This window comes from Flavobacterium frigoritolerans (assembly GCF_025847275.1).
Classification (GTDB): domain Bacteria; phylum Bacteroidota; class Bacteroidia; order Flavobacteriales; family Flavobacteriaceae; genus Flavobacterium; species Flavobacterium frigoritolerans.
The window spans coordinates 245,672-266,043 of the sequence record NZ_JAOZEV010000003.1; the positions used below are offsets into that span (position 1 = coordinate 245,672).

The following is a 20,372-nucleotide window of genomic DNA, read 5'->3' on the forward strand; positions in this document are numbered from 1 at the left end:
GAAAACAACCTGTTGTTTCACCAATTTTCATCTATATTTTCAAATGTCCTCTTAATCAATTATATTTGCATGTAATTTAAACTTACTATATGACGAGGATAATTACAGTTTTCAGTTTTTTCATAGCACAAATCTGCTTTTCACAATCACCAGCAACTTATTTAGATAAAATTAGAAATAATGAAGCGGCTCTAACTGCTTTCTTTTCTCAAATGCCAAAAGGCGGTGATTTACATCATCATTTTTCAGGCTCAATCTATGCTGAACCTTTACTAGAAAGAGCAATTACAGAAGATTTCTATTTGAATATAGAAACAATGCAAGTTTTAAAAACAAAACCTGCAAATGGAAATTGGGAAACTTTTTCTTCACTTAAAAACAAAGGAAAACTAGAATATTACAAGCAACAAATCATGCAAACTTGGTCTGTTAAAGACTATAATGGAATTTCTGTTCCTTCGGATGATTTGTTTTTTGACTCTTTCGAAAAGTTTTCTCCTACTATCGACGGACATTTTGCCGAAGGTATGCTAGAGCTTAAAAACAGAGCAATTAAAGAAAATGTTAGCTATATTGAAACACAATTAAACACAATTCCTTGTGATATGAATGTCGATGATTTAGCCGATTTTAATACAAAACTAAGACAAGCTGCTGCTCAAAAAGATGAAAAAGCACTTTTCAAATCTCTAGATGTACTTTATAAATCATTACAAGATAAAAATGCTGTAAAATACGCTGACGATTTCAATACTAATTTCATAGCCAAATTGCATAAAGACCTAAAAATCGATGATGCTAATTTTACAATGCGTTATCAAAACTTTGTGTTGCGTTTTATGGAGCCTGTAGATTTATTCAAAAATCTTATGATCGCCTTTATCTCTGCTGACAAAAGTAAACTTGTTGCAGGTGTAAATATTGTTTCTCCAGAACATGGCGAAACTTCTATGAAAGATTATTGGTTACACATGGTAATGTTTAAATACTGCCATTCACGTTTTCCAAATGTAAAATATACGCTTCACGCTGGTGAACTTACATTAGGATTGGTACAACCTGAAGAATTAACATGGCATATTACTTCAGCAATTCATACTGCTGGGGCTAACAGAATCGGTCATGGTGTAGATATCGCTTACGAAGAAAACTCGTATGACTTATTACGCTACATGGCAAAAAACAATATTCCGATTGAGATTAACTTGGTTAGTAATGAATTTATTTTGAAAGTTAAAAATGCTCGTCATCCATTTACATTATACAAAGAATTTAATGTTCCAATTGTTATCAGTACAGATGATGCAGGAATCTTAAGAACAAATATGACGGAGCAATACGTTTTATTAGCCAGCAGATACCAAGATGTTTCTTATGCAACAATTAAACAATATGTATACAATAGTATTAATTATAGTTTCATTCAAGATAATGCAGTTAAAAAACAATTGTTAAAAGACCTTGATGCAAGATTTAAAACTTTTGAAGCTAAATTTTCAGAGAAATAAAATATGATTCAAGAAGCTGCTATTTTATTTGTAAAAAAGGATCAGGAAAAGGATTTCGAGAATGATTTTGCTATAGCAAGTCAATATATTAGTTCAATTGAAGGCTATTTAGGACACAGTCTAAAAAAATGCATGGAACAAGCCAATAAGTATCTTCTATTGGTTGAATGGCGCAATCTCGAAGATCATACAATTGGTTTTCGAGAATCAGCAGCATATCTGGAATGGAAGAAACTATTGCATCATTATTACGAACCGTTTCCTATTGTAGAACATTTTGAAACTGTTTTTGAAAACAAAATATAATTCCTGAGATGAACATCAAACTTATTGCCATTGGCAAAACCGACAATAAATCGCTTCAAACTTTAATTGACGATTATACCAAACGTTTATCTTTCTACATCAAATTTGATTTGGAAATTATTCCTGACATCAAAAATGTAAAAAACTTATCGGAGAGTCAACAGAAAGAAAAAGAAGGAGAGTTGATTTTGGCAAAATTAACACCAACCGATCAATTAATCTTATTGGATGAGAATGGTAAAAACTTCTCAAGTGTAGGTTTTTCAGAAGAACTACAGAAAAAAATGAACTCGGGTATTAAAACGCTAGTATTTGTAATAGGTGGTCCTTACGGATTTTCAGATACCGTTTACAACAAAGCGCAAGGGAAAATTTCACTTTCATTAATGACATTTTCCCATCAAATGGTGCGTTTGTTTTTTATTGAACAATTATATCGTGGTTTTACAATTCTAAGAAATGAGCCTTACCATCACCAGTAAGAAGTATTCTATCCCGATAATTATCGGGATTAGTTACAGTCTTCAATACTAATAAATAATATCCTCATTTTTATTTATAAACACCAACCATGGCTCTTTAATTACTAACTTATTAATAAGCACCTTACATCTAACATACTCTTCATAAGTCATATTTTTATCATACGAAAATGTAATTTGTTCTTTTGGATTTATAACCAAACTATCCAAAAAAGGCGCTAAGTTTTCCTTAGGAAAATCATAAGTCTTATTTCCTCTATATTGTATCAATCCATTTTTCTTAAAGTACAATTGACTTATCTCCTTACTTACTTTGCCTATTTTATAATATACATCCGTAAAAGGTAAAAAGGCCATATTTTTACCAATTGTATCAGCGTAAGTATAATAATTCTCAGCTTCTTCGTTTTTATGAGCTAAATCTGCTCGCTTTTTTTCTTGAAGTTTCATTACTTCAGGAATCACTATTTTTAAAGACAAACGCTTATCTATATTAAAAAGCCAATTAGTCGAAATAATACTATTTTTTCGATTTACTTCTGCCAAAGTATCTTTCTCTTTCGTTCTAAAAAAAATATAAATTGGCGAATGGTCTTTTACATCTTTTACAACAGATACATTTGCTTTTGGCAATAAGACATCCTCTTTATTTCCACAAGAAAAAAGAAGAAAAACGAAAATTAAACTTAAGTATTTCATATTTTGAATCCTATATTTCGATTTATTAAATTATTATTATTTTGCTATTTTATTATACAAAGTAACACATTCTACTGCTTCTTTTACATCGTGAACCCGTAGAATTTTTGCTCCTTTTGTTAAGGAAATAGTATTTAACACTGTTGTCCCGTTCAAGGCTTCTTGCTGACTTGTATTTAATTCCTTGTATATCATTGACTTTCTAGAAAACCCAGCCAAAACTGGTAATTCTAATAAATTAAATAATTCCATTTTTTCTAAGACCTCATAATTTTGATCTAGCGTTTTAGAAAAACCAAAACCAGGATCTAGTATAATATCATTTATCCCGAGATTTCTGGCTTGTGCAACTTTTTCAGAAAAATAAAAAAGCATGTCTTTTACAAGATCATCATAATCGGTCAGACTTTGCATCGTTTGTGGTGTACCTCGCATATGCATCAAGATATATGGAACGTTATATTTAGCTATAACCTCAAACATTTTATCATCTAGATTTCCACCCGAAATATCATTAATAATAGCAGCCCCACTTTCGATACACCCTTTGGCAACTTCGCTTCTAAAAGTATCTATAGAAAGTAAAGCATCTGGAAAATGATTCAAAATTAACTTTACAGCAGGAACAATCCGGTTTAATTCTTCTTCTTCCGAAACAAATTCGGCACTTGGTTTACTCGAATAAGCTCCAAGATCTATAAACGTTGCTCCATCGGCAAGCATTTTTCCTACTTGAGCTACTATAGCTTCATCGCTATCGTATTTTCCGCCATCAAAAAAAGAATTTGGCGTTACATTTAAAATTCCCATCACCTTAGGAACTGACAAATCAATAAGTTGCCCTTTGCAGTTAATCAACATAGTTTCATGTTTTTTAGTTTTAAGTTTTAAGTTGCAAAATGTTTTCGGACAGATTTTAACCTGAAATAAAGAAAACTTGAAACTTGAAACAAAACTTTTAAAAATTTTATCCTTATTTTTGAAGAAATTTAGACAAATATACATCAATAATGAAGAATACTTCTCAAGAATACGATAATGTAATTGCGATTTGTCGTTCGCTTTTTATCAATAAAATGAAAGACTATGGTAGTGCGTGGCGCATATTAAGGTTGCCTTCATTAACCGACCAAATTTTCATAAAAGCACAACGAATTAGAAGTTTACAGGAAAATGATATTCGTAAAGTTGATGAAGATGAAAAAGGAGAATTCATCGGAATCATCAATTATTCTATAATGGCATTAATTCAGTTAGAACTAGGAGTTGTTGATCAGCCTGATTTAGACGTAGAAAAAGCAACTGAATTATACGATGCTAAAGTAAAACTTACCAAAGAATTAATGCTTGCCAAAAATCATGATTATGGCGAGGCTTGGCGTGATATGCGTGTGAGTTCCTTAACTGACATCATTCTTCAAAAATTACTTCGTGTTAAACAAATCGAAGATAATAAAGGCAAAACTTTGGTATCTGAAGGTATTGATGCTAATTATCAGGATATGATTAATTATGCTATTTTCGCACTGATACTAAACCCTTTGGAAACAAAAAAATAATTTCTATTTTCTAAATTTCAAAAAAAATTAAACATAAAACGTAACATGAAAAATATAATTACACAATTTTCAAGATTATTTGTTGGAGTATTATTCATTATTTCTGGATTAATAAAACTAAACGACCCAGTTGGGTTCTCTTATAAATTAGCCGAATATTTCAGTGAACCTGTTTTCAATATCCCCTTTTTAGAGCCATTAGCATTAGGTTTGGCCTTATTTTTAGTAATCCTGGAAGTAGTTTTAGGTGTAATGTTGCTTATTGGTTACAAATCTAAAATTACAATTTGGAGTTTATTGATCCTTATCATACTTTTTACTTTCCTTACTTTTTATTCGGCATACTTTGATGTGGTAAAAGATTGTGGTTGTTTTGGTGATGCTTTGCACTTAACACCATGGCAATCATTCACAAAAGACATCGTTTTACTATTCTTTATATTGATTTTATTCATTAATAAAGAATTAGTTAAACCTTTATTTAGCAATAGTGTTCAAAATATTATTACTTATGTAAGTATCATTTTATGTGTATTTATGGGAGTTTGGGTATTGAATCATTTACCAATAAAAGATTTCCGTCCTTATAAAATAGGTTCAAACATTGAGAAAGGAATGGAAATTCCAGAGGGAGCACCACAATCAGTAGTTGAAATGATTTTTATTTACAATGTAAATGGTGTAAACAAAGAATATACTGAGAAAGATTTAATGGCTATCCCAGAAGGTGCAACTTTTGTTGACCGAAAAGATAAAGTAATTACTGAAGGTTACGTACCTCCAATTCATGATTTCACTATGGAAAAAGATGGTGAAGATCATAAAGACCAATTCCTAAAGGAACCAAAACTTATGATTTTTGTTACTTATGATTTAACTCTTTCTGATCCGGCTGGAATGGAAAAATTAGAAAAATTAAATGAAGAAGCTAAAGCAAAAGGATATAAAGTAATTGCTATGACTGCTTCGGGACAAGATGAAATTGCAGCTGCTAAAAAACAATACAAACTAAATGTTGATTTTTACTTTTGTGATGCTATAACTCTTAAAACAATCGAAAGAGCAAACCCTAGTATCGTAATCCTAAATGATGGAACTATTACTCAAAAAGTACATTATAACGATATCAAGGATTTGAAATTATAAAAATTGAATTACATAGTTTTATTACATAGATATTAGATTGTAATAAAAAGGTTAACCTTATGAGTGATGTAAGTTTTATGTTGATTAGTCATGCATATATTTACATCACTCATTATGGTTTTAAACATCAAAGTCAATAACATTCTTACTTAAAAGGCAAAACATAATGAGCAAAATACATAATACTGCATTTATTTTATTTTTTATGTTTTTTAGCATTTTTAGTTTTGGTCAAGCCAAAACACAGGATACCACTCAGGCCTATATCTTTTTTTTACATAACAAGTTTCTTGAAGAAAATGATTTGAATGCCGAACATCCTGAATATGGAAGAGCCGAATACAATGAAATACTTCAATCGTTTAAAGATGATAATTTCATCGTTTTCAGTGAAAAAAGAAAGAAAAATACTGATTTTGATAAATACGTTAAAAAAATAGTAGGTCAAATTAATAGTCTGATAAAAAAAGGGGTTAAACCAAACAAAATAACAGTAATAGGAACTTCTAAAGGCGGTTATCTTGCGCAATACGTTTCTACATATTTAGCAAATCCCAATGTTAATTTTGTATTTATAGGCTGTTTTACAGAACCTGACATTCAAAATATTCCTATTATAAATTATTGCGGAAATATCTTGACAATCTATGAAAAATCAGACATCTACGGAGTTTCTGCTATAAAAAGAAAAGAAACTTCAAAATTAAAAATCAATCATTTCAAGGAAATTGAATTGAATACAGGTTTAAAACATGGCTTTTTATATAAAGCTTTAAATGATTGGATTGTGCCTTGCAAAAAATGGGCAAATGGCAATTATCAATTAAAATAAAACATAATGTTCAATATAATTCTCACTCCGAATTTATTGAACATTTTTTATAACTCACCTAGACGTTTTTTGACTTCTAAAATTCTTTCAAAAACTAAAATAATATCTCTTTTTTAGTTTAATTATAGTTCCGAAATTTTTTATTTGTTCGAAAAACTAGTTTTCACACTCAACTATTACGATTTCATTTTCCTTTTTGTAACCAAAACTTCTCAATTTGTGACAAAATAAAGACGTCTTCAAATTTTGTTAATCTCTATTTCTGTTTCGATTTGTTTGTTTAACTTTGGTAAAAAATAAACATCTATGAAACAAATAATTCTATTGCTTATTGCTTTTGCTACGTTTTCTTGTACAAATGCACAAAAAACTGCTTTTTCTAAAGAAGCACTATCAGAAAAATTATTATCAACAGATGATAGTCAAGTTGCTTTTAAAGACATATTAAAAAAATACAAAGGAAAAACTTTAGTAATCGAATTTTGGGCTTCATGGTGTGGAGATTGTATAAAAGCAATGCCTAAAGTAAAAGAATTACAAGCTAACAATCCTGATGTATCTTACTTATTCCTTTCGGCTGATAAAACAGCTGATAAATGGAAGGCTGGAATTGAGAAACACGAAATAAAAGGTGATCATTTTATGATGCTTGATGGTATGAAAGGTGTTTTTGGAAAAGCAATAGATTTAGATTGGATTCCTAGATATATTATTGTGGATAAAAAAGGTAAAATTGTTTTATATCGTGCAATCGAAAAGGATTTTGATAAAATCAATCAAACTTTACAAAGCTTAAAATAATAATACAAAATTTCAAAAAAATAAAAATAAAACGAACCGAAATGAGAAAGAAAATTGTTGCAGGAAACTGGAAAATGCATAAGAACGCAGAACAAACTGAAGATTTATTAAACGAATTAATTGCTAAATTACCAACTGTAAGTGAGGCTCAAGTAATTGTAGCTCCTACTTTTGTAAACTTAGCTTCTGCAGTTGCACATTTAGAGTTTACAACTATTGAAGTTGCTGCACAAAATGTACATCAAGCTGAAAGTGGAGCTTTTACAGGTGAAGTTTCTGCAGATATGCTAAAAAGTGTTGGTGTAAACTACGTAATTCTTGGACACTCTGAGCGTAGAGCTATTTTTAAAGAAACAGATGCTCTAATTGCTAATAAAGTAGATACGTCATTGAAACATGAGTTAACAGTTATCTTCTGTTTTGGTGAAGAATTAAAAGACCGTCAAACAGGAAATCATTTTAATGTTGTTGAGAATCAATTAACAGATGGTTTATTTCAAATAGAAAAAGAATCTTGGCCTAATGTTATCCTTGCTTACGAACCAGTTTGGGCTATCGGAACTGGAGAAACTGCTTCGCCAGAACAAGCACAAGAAATGCATGAATTTATTAGAGAAACTGTTCGTAAAGCTTTTGGAAAAGAAATTGCTGAAGAAGTTTCTATTTTATACGGAGGAAGTGTAAAACCAGAAAATGCAAAAGAAATTTTCTCTAAACCAGATGTAGACGGTGGTCTTATTGGTGGAGCTGCATTAAAAGCAGATGATTTTGTTGCTATTGTAACTGCAATTTAATATTTCCTTTATACATATAAAATGGTTTGAGAGCGTAAAAACTTTCAAACCATTTTTTTGTTTTATCATTTTATAATCACCTGAATAACAATCACAAATAATAACCTTTAGTAAACATTTGAAGCTGTCATTTAATCATTCCTTGTTTTTATATTAATCTTATTATAACAGTTTTAAGTGATGTTTGTAGTCTATATACTAAACTACAAACTATGAAAAAACTTTACACAAAAAGATTACTCTACTTTTTCTTACTCCTAACCTCTTCTTACTCTTGGAGTCAAACATTAATTAATTACTGGTCTTTTAATAATCCGGCATCAGTAGCGACTATAACAACTCCAAATATTGCTCTAATTGCTGGAACTAACATAACGGCGATTGCAGGTGGAACTAGTTTTATAGAATTTAATGGTGGAACTGGACAAAATTTTGACCTTTTAAATTTAAACTCTCGTAATAGCGACGCTTCGGGTACTCATTTGCGTTTTAGCAATCCTATAGGTGGTGCACTTATATTTGCCTTACCAACCACAGGTTATAAAGAAATAATCGTAAAATTTGCTACCCGCCGTTCTGCACAAGGAGCGGGAACTCAAAATTGGTTTTATACTCTTGACGGAAATACATATACTTCATTTATTCCTGTTACGCCAAATAATGGTGATCCGGGATTAGCAACTTTAGATTTTACAGCAATTACAGGCGCAAACAACAATCCTAATTTTAAAGTAAAGGTTGAATTTGTTCTAGGTCCTGGTGGAACTGGCGGAAACAATCGTTTTGATAATTTCACAACAGAAGGAACTCCTAATGGTGGCGGAGATACAAATGCTCCCGTAGCTACTATTTTGCCAGCAAACGCAAGTACAGCCATCAGTACTACCGTTAATCCTACCATTACTTTTAACGAAAGTATTCGATTAATCAATGATAATAGTATAGACAACACTAATGTAGCTGCTTTACTAGAATTACGCTTAAATAATGCAACTGGTGCTTTAGTTCCTTTTACTACAACAGTAAATGATAAAATCATTACAATTGTACCAGCACAAATATTAGCAAATAACCAAGCCTATTATCTGGTATTATTACCAAATACTATCGAAGATTTAAGCAACAATGCAATTACTACAATACAATCATCTACGTTTACAACAGCTAGTCCAACTGTTTCATTTGCATCAAACTTTGTTACCGTAAACGAAAATGCAGGAAACTTAAATTTTGTAATCAATTTAGGAAGTCCAATAATCGGTTCTGTAGATTTAGTTGTAAAAGGAGCACCTTTTAGCACCGCTGACGCTAATGATTTCACTCTAAGCACACAAACCTTACATTTCAGCAATTCAAGCGCTTTAACGCAAACTATTACAATTCCTATTATCGATGATAATCTAGAAGAACAACAAGCGGAATATTTTGTACTGAGTTTAGAGAATCCAGTTGGTTTTGCAATTACAGGAACTCCTACAGCTACAATTTATATTAAAGACAATGACCGCTTAGCTCCTGTTCCTAATAAAGAAATCGAACTCAATTATATCGGCAGTTTTGACCCATCTGGAAGCAATACTAGCACCTGCGAGATTGTAGTGCATGATAAAGACTCTCAACGTTTGTTTACTACAAGTGCCGTTGCAGGATTTCTAGATGTAATAAATTTTAGTGATCCTACTGCTCCAAAAGTGATAAAATCTATAGACATGAATGTATACGGTGGCGTAACTAGCGTTGCTGTAAAAAACGGAATTGTAGCTGTTGCTTCTCCAAATACAAATGAAGCGCTTAATGGCTCGGTAGTGTTTTTTGATACCGATGGTGTTTTTCAAAAACAAGTAACCGTAGGTGCTTTGCCTGATATGATTACGTTTTCACCAGACGGAAAAAAGGTTATGACTGCCAATGAAGGACAACCCAATCTTGATTATACAGTTGATCCAGAAGGCTCCGTAAGTATAATCGATATTTCTGGCGGAATTGCAGCTTTAAATCAATCGAATGTTGCCACATTATTATTTACAGCTTATAATACTCAGGAAGCCGCTTTAATTGCATCTGGCGTTCGAAAACTAAAACTAACCAGTACACTATCTCAGGATTTAGAACCAGAATATGTTACTATAAATTCTGACTCTAAAAAGGCATGGGTAACTTTGCAAGAAAACAATGCTATTGCCGAGATTGACTTAACCAATAATACCATAACCGATATTTGGGCATTAGGAACAAAAGATATCAGTATTCCTGGAAACGGATTTGATGTATCCGATAACAACGGTGAAGTTTTAATTGCCAATTGGCCTATGAAAGCTTTTTATCTTCCTGATGGTGTTGCCAATTATACTGTTGGAGCAAATACCTACTTGGTTACTGCAAATGAAGGTGACGAAAAAGAATATACTGGTTTTGTAGAAAGAACAACTGTAAGCGCAACCAATCTTGACCCTGCAATTTTCCCTAATGCAGCTGTTTTAAAACAAACCTATAATTTGGGTCGTTTTAGAACTACAAATCTAAATGGAAATTTAGATGGCGATGCCGATTTTGAAGAGATCAATTGCCTTGGAGCAAGATCCTTCTCTATTTTTAATGCAACTACCAAACAAATCGTTTTTGATAGCGGAGATGACTTCGAAATGTACACCGCAGCAAATTTACCATTACTCTTTAATGCAGATCACGAAAACAATACTGCTAAAACTAGAAGCCGTGCCAAAGGTCCAGAACCTGAAGGTATAACAACAGCAAAAATCGGAAGCGAGACTTTTGCTTTCATATCATTAGAACGTGTTGGTGGTGTTATGGTATATAATGTGACTGACCCAAATAATGCGAAATTTGTTGAATATAAAAATAGTCGTAGCACATCGGCATACGCAGGAGATCACGGACCTGAAGGCATTACCTATATTGCTCCCGAAAATAGCCCTACTGGAAAAGGTTATATTCTTGTAGCCAATGAAATAAGCGGCACAATTACCATCTTTGAAGTAAATGCAAAAAGCTTATCGGCTCCTGATTTTGTTTCGGACAACACTCCTACTTTTGTATTATTTCCAAATCCATCTCAAAAAGGAATTGTATATTTTAACAGAACAGCCGATGTACAAGTATTTGATATAAATGGTAAAAATGTTTTAACTACCAAAAATGCACAAACTATCAATACAACTCAATTCTCTACAGGGATTTATTTTGTAAAAACCTCTGAAGGAATTGTCAAAAAAATGATTGTGAAATAGTCAAAAGAGGCACTTTAGTACACCTTTACATAACAAAATAGAAAGAGCGATACGAATTAACTATCGCTCTTTTTTGTTTATTATAAGATTTAATCCAATCAAAGTACAAATTATTTTTGCTCGAATTTTTAATTCTTGTTTCTACAAATGTGAGTTTGAAACAAACTAAAAAACAATAAATACAACTAACAATCAGCAATTTAAAACAAAAATATCTAGAAAAACTTTTTTTTTATACGATATTTTCTTATAAATTAGTATGTATGTAAAAACTTACCAGTAATGCCCAAAATTGGTAATTTAAAAATGGATTGCTCTTAAATTAATGAACTATCACAAAACCTACAAGTATGACAAAATTAATCACCTTTCTTTATGGTGTAATTGCTTACCTCCTATTTCTTATCGCTTTTCTTTATGCAATAGGATTTGTTGGTAATTTTATCGTTCCGAAATCAATTGACACAGGAACTGAAACAACCTTTACACAAGCGCTTGTTATAAATGTACTTCTGTTAAGCCTATTTGCTTTACAGCACAGTATAATGGCCAGGCCTGCATTCAAAAAATGGTGGACAAGTATTATTAATCCTGTAATTGAGCGTAGTACCTATGTCTTACTCGCAAGCTCAGCATTACTATTAATATACTGGCAATGGCAGCCCATGCGATTCATAATATGGGAAATTGAGAACAAAACTGCTACTATGATTATAAATGGTATTTATTTCTTAGGATGGATTATTGTATTACTCTCTACGTTTATAATTAATCATTTTGAATTATTTGGGTTGAAACAAATCATTCAAAATATGAAAAATAAAGATCCAAAACCCGAATGCACTACATTCAAAATAATTCATTTATACAAAATTGTGAGACACCCTATTATGTTAGGATTCTTAATCGCTTTTTGGGCTACACCTGTAATGACACTTGGGCATTTAGTGTTTACATTAACTACAACCGTTTATATTTTTATTGCAGTAAAATTTTTGGAAGAAAAAGACCTTCAGGAGTTTTATGGAGAAGAATATAAAGATTATCAAAAAAAAGTACCAATGTTAGTTCCGTTTATTCGCAAGAGAAACTAATATATTTCCATTATAATAAGTTAAAAACCAGAAAAATACACAGAAAATAAATTAATTTAGTTGTTACAATTATTATTAAACCCATTAAATTCAAAAAGATGAAATTTACTAGAAAAGCACATGCCAACTGGAAAGGTACCGGAATGGAAGGAAAAGGAACTATTAGTACTCAGAGTACCACACTAGATAATGCCCAACTATCATTCAAGACTCGTTTTGAAAATGGTGTAGGAACAAATCCCGAAGAATTGATTGCTGCGGCTCATTCTGGCTGTTTTACGATGCAATTAAGCTTCTTACTATCAGAAGCAGGTTATGTTCCTGAAGATTTACATACAGAGGCTACAGTTACGTTTGAAGATGGCACGATAACCCAGATTAATTTGGATTTAAAAGGAAAAGTTCCAAATATCACTGAAGACGAGTTTTCTAAAACAGCTTTAAAAGCCAAAGAAATTTGCCCGATATCTAAGTTGTTGAAAACGAATATTACTTTAACTGTTAATTTACTTTAAGAGAAAAGGTACAAAGGTTCAGAGGTACAAAGTACAATCCTTACGTAAAACATTCATAAGGGTTGTGTTTTTCGCTTAATACCCTTGAATAAATTAAGCCTAAAAAAAGTCCTATATTCCTATAGGACTTTTTTCATATATTATTGAAATAGCAATATATAAAAAACAAACCGGCTTATTTCGCAATCATATTCAAAAATTATTATATTTATAACAACCAAACAACACAAATAATTAAACTAATTCACTTCTAACTTAATTAAAAATACAATCATGGAAATCTATAAAAAAGACAAGAAAGTAAGAAGCAAAAAACTAAAAACACGTGTAGATTTAACCGCTATGGTAAGTGTCTCTTTTTTATTGATTGGATTCTTTATGATTACAACTGAATTAGGAAAACCGAAAATCATGAGTTTAAGCTTACCTGAGAAATATTCCACTTGTGGTGGCTATGGTGGCTGTAGCAAAGATGTTGAGGAACGTGTTCTAACAGTTTTACTTGACGATAATGATAGAATAGTATTTTATAGCGGATTTCTAGAGTGGTCAATGGATACTCCTAAAGATCTAAAATATGGTAAAGATGGAATTCGTAAAGAACTAGAAAACAGAAACAAAAAAGTTCATGAATATTCAGCTGCTCTTGGCAAACCTGGAGTTGGAGTTACAGTGATTATAAAACCAAGTAATAAATCTAATTACAAGAATTTAGTAGATATTCTTGATGAAATAAAAATAATAGGTATAAAATCCTATGCAATTGTAAATGATTTTACGCCTGAGGAATCAAAATTATTGGCTGCAAGATAAAATAGAATCCATAGTATCTGCGTTCAATATCAACCACTCGTCTAGCCCTGATAGTAACGGCATCCTTTTTATTTTTTCTTTAAAAATAAAAAGATATAGTGGATAGCAGGAAATAGCTCCTGAAAAATAAAATTCCAAATTTGAAAGTTCTAAATTCCAATTGCTAAGTATTATCTCCAAAATCTCAGTACGCTCAAATTGACAGTATTAATTCCCAATAGAAACGCGCTTCGACTTCGCCTCAGCGTGACAATCTAAAACTTGAAACAAAGAAAAGCTTGAAACCTTAAACAAAAATATAAGGCAAAAAAAAAGTCCCACATTACTGTGGGACTTTCTATATAGAGGAAACTAAGAATTATTTTTTCTCTGTTTTTTCCATTTTAGCTTTCAATGCTGCTAATACATCATTACTATCTCCTAAAGTTGCAGCTGGTGCATTTGTAGAAGAGTTAGATGAAGTATTTTCAGTAGCTGTTTTCACATTTTTCTCTTCTTCTTCACGGAAGATAGCAGTGTGAGATGCAACAACTCTTTTGAATTCTTTGTTAAATTCGATTACTTTGAAATCAGCAGATTCTCCTTTTTTCAATTTCTTTCCGTCTTCTTTTTCAAGGTGACGAGTAGGAATGAAAGCAACGATATCATCTCCGAATTCTACAGTAGCTCCTTTGTCAACGATTTCAGAAATTTCACCATTGTGGATAGTTCCTACAGCGAAAGAATCTTCGTATTGATCCCAAGGATTAGCAGTAGTTTGTTTGTGACCTAAAGATAATTTACGTCCTTCAACATCTAATTCTAATACAACTACATCAAGTTTCTCACCAACATTTACAAATTCAGATGGGTGTTTGATTTTCTTAGTCCAAGATAAGTCAGAGATGTAGATTAATCCATCAATTCCTTCTTCTAATTCTACGAAAATACCAAAGTTTGTAAAGTTTCTAACGATACCTGTATGTTTAGAACCTACTGGGTATTTAGAAGTAATGTCAGTCCATGGATCTTGAGTCAATTGTTTGATACCTAATGACATTTTACGGTCATCTCTATCTAAAGTTAAGATAACAGCCTCAACAACATCTCCAACTTTTACGAAATCTTGTGCAGAACGTAAATGAGTTGACCATGACATTTCAGAAACGTGGATTAAACCTTCAACACCTTCAGCAACTTCGATAAATGCACCGTAATCAGCGATTACAACTACTTTACCTTTTACTTTATCACCAATAGTTAAATTAGCATCTAAAGCATCCCATGGGTGAGCGTTTAATTGTTTCAATCCTAATTGAATTCTTGTTTTCTCATCATCGAAATCAAGGATTACAACGTTTAATTTTTGGTCTAATTCAAGAACTTCACTTGGGTGGTTGATTCTACTCCAAGAAAGGTCAGTAATGTGAATTAATCCATCAACACCACCTAAGTCAATAAACACACCATAAGAAGTAATGTTTTTAACAACACCTTCTAATACTTGTCCTTTTTGTAATTGACCGATGATCTCTTTTTTCTGTACTTCGATATCAGCTTCGATAAGCGCTTTATGAGATACAACAACGTTTTTGAATTCGTGGTTAATTTTTACCACTTTGAATTCCATCATTTTGTTTACATATACATCATAATCTCTAATTGGCTTAACGTCAATTTGAGATCCTGGTAAGAATGCTTCAATTCCGAAAACATCAACGATCATACCACCTTTAGTTCTGCATTTTACAAAACCATTAACGATTTCTCCTGTTTCGTTTGCAGCAATAACTCTATCCCATGATTTGATAGTACGTGCTTTTCTGTGAGATAATACTAATTGACCTGTTTTGTCCTCACGGATGTCGATTAATACTTCTACTTTATCACCTACTTTTAAGTTTGGGTTGTAACGGAATTCGTTTAAAGAAATAACACCTTCCGATTTTGCGTTGATATCAACGATAACGTCTCTATCTGTAATTCTAACAACTACACCTTCTACTACTTCTTCTTGATCTGTAGCGATGAAAGTTTTTGATACTAAGTCTTCGAATTCTTGTAAGTTTTTCTCATCTACTGCATCGATACCTTCTTCGAAGTTATGCCAGTTAAAATTTGCTAAAAACTCTTCTTGTGATTTTAATTGTTCAGACATGCTGATAAAAATTTGTATTCTGTTTCTCTCGAGTTTCTTAAAGCGATAGAAAAAACAGAAGTTGTTTTACATAAATAGTTGATACCTAATGGAAACTCTTCTCCACCAAAAGGTTTGCAAAATTAATACATTTATTTGTACTAGCAAAATAAATCAAGATGATTATCAGCCAATTATTCAGGAGCAGAACTTTTAAGAGTTTTCAAGACCTAAAGTCCCGCTATTCGCTTCAATCTTTTGTACTGAACCCCAGCACAAAAGGATTTTCACTTCTATCGGGGCTAGATTAGAGGTTTTATAGTTTTAAGAAACTCTCATAAAACTCCTGCGAGGTTTACAAAATTGAGTAGGCTACAAAAACTTCCATCAAAAATCCTGTGAAGCTTTTTAAACACCTACAAGGTCAAAAAAAAGACCTTGCAGGATAACCCAAATCTTTACTAGGAATATAATTTTCCTTATTTTTACTTTATGGCTACAACACTCGAAGAAATAAAACTAAAAATTGATGCTTTCCATAAAAACGGACAAGTTATCAACGCTGTTTATTGGCTTTTAAAAAAGTACAACCTAAAGAATTCTAACCTTAAAGGTTTTGAGTTTAGAGAGAAAGCAGAACCTAGTTTTATCTTAATGACCACCGAAGGCGACTTTGGCAAACCACAAATTATCAGGATTCCAGAAAACACTTTCGAATTTCCGTTGGAATTAATGCTAACATTAATCGCTCATGAAATGGTTCATGTTAATCAAAAGACCATAAAACCATATATTTTAGACAAAAACGAACGAGAATGGCAGGCTTATTACGAAATGAATTTTAATATTTTATTTCCGAATCTTCCCGAAATATCCAACTTTCACAAAAAAATTTTCGCCAACAAAGGCCTAGAATACTACAACCGAATGGGAGAAAATTCTGAACTGCAACAAAAATATGCTGAACAGAAAAAACAAGTTGAGGATTTAATTACTTCGTTGAGGTAAACTGTAACAACTTTTTATTAATCCTTTATTTCAAGTATTTCTTTCAAATCTTCTATGTCTTGATTACATTCCTCATTATAATTTATTACACCAAATATCAAGAACAAAATCATAAATAATGCACATACTAATTCCTGAATATCTATATCAAAAAAGAGATTTTTAATTATAATAAAAATGGCTAGAAACGAAAACACGTAAAATACTATCGTAGGAAATAATTCGGATCTAATCTCAATATAAACGACTACTTTAGAATCTTCTTCTTCAATAAATCCATTAATTTCAGGCAATAAGGGATTTCTATAATTTAATACTCGTTGAACAGTAAACTGATTATCGGTAAGATCCCCTTCAAACTTTTGTTCTCTAATTTTAGAAAAAAAACCATACTTAAAAACGGAATCATCAACAGAATCAATATTCTTATCTAGATTATTAAAAACCTCTTTAAAAGTCAAATCTGGCTTTAATAAATATTCCTTATGTGAAAATAATGCCATTTTATAAAATGTAAAAGCCATTTTTAGATAGTTTTAAATATAAAAACAAATATATAAGCATTTAACTATAATAATCTAAATTAATTTAGGTTTACAAAAGTATTCTATGTAATGAATAAAAAATCCCGTTTTCTATAACTAGAAAACGGGATTTTAAATATAATTAAAGAGTTCTTAATGACTCATATTCTCAAATTCTTTTGGATCGTGCTTGTGTTTGAATAAAACCGCAAAAGCAATAGCAATTACCAAAGCATAAACTGCAAATGACAACCAGATGTTATGCCAGTCTTTCATTAATATTTCGCTACCAAAAACACCATCTGCAGAAACAGTATTTCCGTGACTTTTTACAAAATCTAACATTTTAGGATTTGTAGCATCTGTTTGCAAGAATCCAGCTAATTCAGACGAGTTTTTAAATGATTTTGTAAAATATCTATCTATAGCCCATCCTGAAGTCAAACTACCAAGTATAGCCCCTACACCATTAGTCATCATCATGAATAATCCTTGCGCAGAAGAACGTATTTTAGAATCTGTATTACTTTCTACAAATAATGACCCTGAGATATTAAAGAAATCAAATGCCATTCCGTAAACTATACATGACATAATAATCATCCATAAACCGTTTACAGGATCTCCAAAAGCGAATAATCCAAAACGCAATACCCAAGCCAGCATACTAATAAGCATAACTTGCTTGATACCAAATCGTTTTAAGAAAAATGGAATTGCCAAGATAAACAAGGTTTCTGAAACCTGAGAAATCGACATTATAATTGTTGAATACTGAATTACAAATGAATCTGCATATTTTGGAAAATGCTTGAATTCATCTAGAAAAACATCTCCATAAGCATTCGTAAGTTGCAAAGCACCTCCTAAAAACATAGAAAACACAAAGAACAACGCCATTTTATAATTCCCAAATAACTTAAAAGCCTCTAAACCTAATGTTTCTGTTAACGAAGCATTTTCTTTGGTTAAACGCTGTGGCTTACATTTTGGCAATGTAAATGAATATACACCTAATACTAAAGCTGCAAATCCAGCAATGTAAAATTGATATTCTGTTGATTTATTTCCGCTTAGATTGGTAATCCACATTGCAACAATAAAACCTATGGTTCCCCATACACGAATGGGTGGGAAATCTTTTACAATATTTTTATTATTTAATTTTAGCGAAGTATATGAGATTGAGTTACTCAACGCAATTGTTGGCATATAGCAACACATTGCAGCAAGCATAACATATATAAAAAGATCTGGAGTTGTCACTTGAGCTATTCCAAACAGAACTAAGGCATATGCTATATGTAAACCTCCATATAATTTTTCGGCATTTACCCATCTGTCAGCAATAATTCCTGTAAGAGTTGGCATAAATAAAGAAGCAATTCCCATGGTTCCAAAAACTAAACCAAATTGAGTTCCTTCCCAATTCTTAGTTCCAAACCAATAATTTCCGATTGTAATAAGCCACGCTCCCCAAACAAAAAACTGAAGAAAGCTCATTATAATCAATCTGTTTTTAATTCCCATAAGATGAATTGTCTTTAAAATAAAATTAGGCGGTAAAACTACTATTTAAAATGAAATCTGCAAAGAATTAAGCTGTTTTTACAACATCATTCACTAATTCCATTACAGCTGCAAATTGCTCTTCTTTGTTTAGGTATGAATTATCAATTTCTACAGCATCGTCTGCGATCACCAATGGCGAGTCTTCACGGTGTGTATCGATATAATCACGTTCTTCAACATTTTTTAATACTTCTTCATAAGACACATCATCTCCTTTTTGTTGCAGCTCATCAAAACGCCTTTGTGCACGGGTACTGGCACTGGCTGTCATAAATACTTTAAGCTCGGCATCAGGAAAAACTACTGTTCCTATATCTCTGCCGTCCATAACAATACCTTTATTTTTCCCCATTTCCTGTTGTTGTTCTACCAATTTAGAACGCACCTGAGAAACTTCGGCAACTTTACTTACAAAACTAGAAACTTCAATTGTTCTGATTTCTTTTTCTACATTTTCTCCATTCAAATACATCTCTCCAAAACCTAATTCGGCATTATACTGAAAAACCAATTGTATTGAAGGCAAACTAGCAACTAATTTTTCTTTATCAAAAGAATCTGTACTTATATATCCGTTTTGCATCGCATAAAGTGCTACAGCACGATACATAGCTCCTGTATCAACATACACATATTCTAGTTCTTTTGCCAATTGTTTTGCCAAAGTGCTTTTTCCAGTCGATGAAAATCCATCGATTGCTATCGTTATTTTTTTCAAAATAGTATTTTATTATTTTTAATTATTTTTATGTTTTCTAGTAGTAAATATCCATAATGATATTTGACTTAGAAGTATCGATTATTCTTTCGATCCTTTTAAAAAAGTCTTCATTAACCATTGGGCATCCATGGCTATTTGAAATATAATAATCCTGCTCTTCACATGGAACAGCTGAATAATGATGTAAAACTATGGCTCTTTTTAGTGCATTATTATTGGTTTGATCTAAACCTAATAATCTATATGCTTTCCCAAAAACTCCTTTATATGCCTTTTCGATTGAGTATCTACCTAGTGACGTAGCCTTTGAATCGGGTAGGTTACTAAATTTCAAATTTCCTCTAATTCCTGTTTCTGAGCCTGATCCATGTGCTACAAGCCCCTCGTCTAAAATTTTATTATTTACTAAGTCGTAAACAAAAAAGCGATTTTTACCTGATTTTATTTTCATATCAATAAGGAAAGCTATTTTAGTATTGTATTTAGAACTACTACTAATCATTGTCCTTAAATCTCTTACCTGCTCATTAAGTCTTGTGATATCAGTATCACTAATACTTTCTTGTTGATATGTGTTTTTTGAGGTGGTAAATAAACCCGACCAAACAAATAATATTAAATAAAACATTTTCAT

General features: G+C 31.6%; 20 protein-coding genes. 13 read left to right on the top strand and 7 right to left on the bottom strand.

Annotated features, from left to right (window positions below; genetic code table 11):
* Positions 1 to 89: 89 nt before the first annotated feature.
* The 3 genes from OIU80_RS05655 to rlmH are packed head-to-tail and all read left to right on the top strand — an operon-like array spanning position 90 to position 2,296.
* Positions 90 to 1,508 carry an amidohydrolase family protein gene (locus OIU80_RS05655; protein WP_264286074.1) on the top strand — a complete coding sequence of 473 codons (1,419 nt, stop codon included), beginning with the start codon at positions 90 to 92 and terminating at the stop codon, positions 1,506 to 1,508.
* A gap of 3 nt (positions 1,509 to 1,511) precedes the next feature.
* Entirely contained in the window at positions 1,512 to 1,814 is a 303-nt protein-coding gene (locus OIU80_RS05660) for an antibiotic biosynthesis monooxygenase family protein (protein WP_264286075.1), read from the top strand.
* A gap of 8 nt (positions 1,815 to 1,822) precedes the next feature.
* The gene (rlmH, locus tag OIU80_RS05665; RefSeq protein ID WP_264286076.1) at positions 1,823 to 2,296 is read left to right on the top strand and encodes a 23S rRNA (pseudouridine(1915)-N(3))-methyltransferase RlmH; all 474 of its coding nucleotides are present in this window, start codon (positions 1,823 to 1,825) and stop codon (positions 2,294 to 2,296) included.
* A gap of 48 nt (positions 2,297 to 2,344) precedes the next feature.
* Here rlmH and OIU80_RS05670 read toward each other — a convergent pair whose 3' ends face one another.
* Both OIU80_RS05670 and folP read right to left on the bottom strand, forming a co-directional pair.
* Positions 2,345 to 2,995, bottom strand: a complete 651-nt coding sequence (locus OIU80_RS05670; RefSeq protein ID WP_264286077.1) for a hypothetical protein — start codon at positions 2,993 to 2,995, stop codon at positions 2,345 to 2,347.
* A 36-nt stretch (positions 2,996 to 3,031) separates the two neighbouring features.
* Positions 3,032 to 3,856, bottom strand: coding sequence for a dihydropteroate synthase (gene folP / locus OIU80_RS05675; RefSeq protein ID WP_264286078.1), 825 nt, complete (start codon positions 3,854 to 3,856; stop codon positions 3,032 to 3,034).
* Between the two features lie 149 nt (positions 3,857 to 4,005).
* Here folP and OIU80_RS05680 point away from each other — a divergent pair, with 149 nt between their 5' ends.
* The 9 genes from OIU80_RS05680 to OIU80_RS05720 all read left to right on the top strand — a co-directional run bounded on the left by OIU80_RS05680 (position 4,006) and on the right by OIU80_RS05720 (position 13,797).
* Positions 4,006 to 4,554 (top strand): DUF1599 domain-containing protein, encoded by a 549-nt coding sequence (locus OIU80_RS05680; RefSeq protein ID WP_264286079.1) that lies wholly within the window; start codon positions 4,006 to 4,008, stop codon positions 4,552 to 4,554.
* Positions 4,555 to 4,599: 45 nt separating this feature from the next.
* Positions 4,600 to 5,700: a BT_3928 family protein gene (locus OIU80_RS05685; protein WP_264286080.1), complete on the top strand. Its 1,101-nt coding sequence runs from the start codon at positions 4,600 to 4,602 to the stop codon at positions 5,698 to 5,700.
* A gap of 166 nt (positions 5,701 to 5,866) precedes the next feature.
* Positions 5,867 to 6,532 (top strand): dienelactone hydrolase family protein, encoded by a 666-nt coding sequence (locus OIU80_RS05690; RefSeq protein ID WP_404827356.1) that lies wholly within the window; start codon positions 5,867 to 5,869, stop codon positions 6,530 to 6,532.
* 306 nt (positions 6,533 to 6,838) lie between these two features.
* On the top strand, positions 6,839 to 7,333 hold the full coding sequence (locus OIU80_RS05695) for a TlpA family protein disulfide reductase (RefSeq protein ID WP_264286081.1): 495 nt from the start codon (positions 6,839 to 6,841) through the stop codon (positions 7,331 to 7,333).
* Positions 7,334 to 7,374: 41 nt separating this feature from the next.
* Entirely contained in the window at positions 7,375 to 8,127 is a 753-nt protein-coding gene (tpiA, locus tag OIU80_RS05700) for a triose-phosphate isomerase (RefSeq protein ID WP_264286082.1), read from the top strand.
* Positions 8,128 to 8,339: 212 nt separating this feature from the next.
* The gene (locus OIU80_RS05705) at positions 8,340 to 11,375 is read left to right on the top strand and encodes a choice-of-anchor I family protein (RefSeq protein ID WP_264286083.1); all 3,036 of its coding nucleotides are present in this window, start codon (positions 8,340 to 8,342) and stop codon (positions 11,373 to 11,375) included.
* Between the two features lie 350 nt (positions 11,376 to 11,725).
* Complete coding sequence (gene mddA, locus OIU80_RS05710; protein ID WP_264286084.1) at positions 11,726 to 12,469, top strand: methanethiol S-methyltransferase; 744 nt, start codon at positions 11,726 to 11,728, stop codon at positions 12,467 to 12,469.
* A 98-nt stretch (positions 12,470 to 12,567) separates the two neighbouring features.
* Positions 12,568 to 12,984: an OsmC family protein gene (locus OIU80_RS05715; RefSeq protein WP_264286085.1), complete on the top strand. Its 417-nt coding sequence runs from the start codon at positions 12,568 to 12,570 to the stop codon at positions 12,982 to 12,984.
* A 273-nt stretch (positions 12,985 to 13,257) separates the two neighbouring features.
* On the top strand, positions 13,258 to 13,797 hold the full coding sequence (locus OIU80_RS05720) for an ExbD/TolR family protein (protein WP_264286086.1): 540 nt from the start codon (positions 13,258 to 13,260) through the stop codon (positions 13,795 to 13,797).
* 358 nt (positions 13,798 to 14,155) lie between these two features.
* Here the strand turns inward: OIU80_RS05720 and rpsA are convergent, their stop codons facing one another.
* Positions 14,156 to 15,934 carry a 30S ribosomal protein S1 gene (rpsA, locus tag OIU80_RS05725; protein ID WP_129537932.1) on the bottom strand — a complete coding sequence of 593 codons (1,779 nt, stop codon included), beginning with the start codon at positions 15,932 to 15,934 and terminating at the stop codon, positions 14,156 to 14,158.
* 471 nt (positions 15,935 to 16,405) lie between these two features.
* On the opposite strand from rpsA, the gene OIU80_RS05730 reads away from it, so the two are divergent.
* The gene (locus OIU80_RS05730; protein ID WP_264286087.1) at positions 16,406 to 16,921 is read left to right on the top strand and encodes a hypothetical protein; all 516 of its coding nucleotides are present in this window, start codon (positions 16,406 to 16,408) and stop codon (positions 16,919 to 16,921) included.
* Between the two features lie 17 nt (positions 16,922 to 16,938).
* Here the strand turns inward: OIU80_RS05730 and OIU80_RS05735 are convergent, their stop codons facing one another.
* The 4 genes from OIU80_RS05735 to OIU80_RS05750 all read right to left on the bottom strand — a co-directional run bounded on the left by OIU80_RS05735 (position 16,939) and on the right by OIU80_RS05750 (position 20,372).
* Positions 16,939 to 17,445, bottom strand: a complete 507-nt coding sequence (locus tag OIU80_RS05735; RefSeq protein ID WP_264286088.1) for a hypothetical protein — start codon at positions 17,443 to 17,445, stop codon at positions 16,939 to 16,941.
* Positions 17,446 to 17,598: 153 nt separating this feature from the next.
* Complete coding sequence (locus tag OIU80_RS05740) at positions 17,599 to 18,975, bottom strand: nucleoside permease (RefSeq protein ID WP_264286089.1); 1,377 nt, start codon at positions 18,973 to 18,975, stop codon at positions 17,599 to 17,601.
* Positions 18,976 to 19,042: 67 nt separating this feature from the next.
* Positions 19,043 to 19,735 carry a (d)CMP kinase gene (gene cmk / locus OIU80_RS05745; RefSeq protein ID WP_264286090.1) on the bottom strand — a complete coding sequence of 231 codons (693 nt, stop codon included), beginning with the start codon at positions 19,733 to 19,735 and terminating at the stop codon, positions 19,043 to 19,045.
* A 37-nt stretch (positions 19,736 to 19,772) separates the two neighbouring features.
* A complete protein-coding gene (locus OIU80_RS05750; RefSeq protein WP_264286091.1) occupies positions 19,773 to 20,372 on the bottom strand; it encodes a murein L,D-transpeptidase catalytic domain family protein in 600 nt (199 codons plus the stop codon).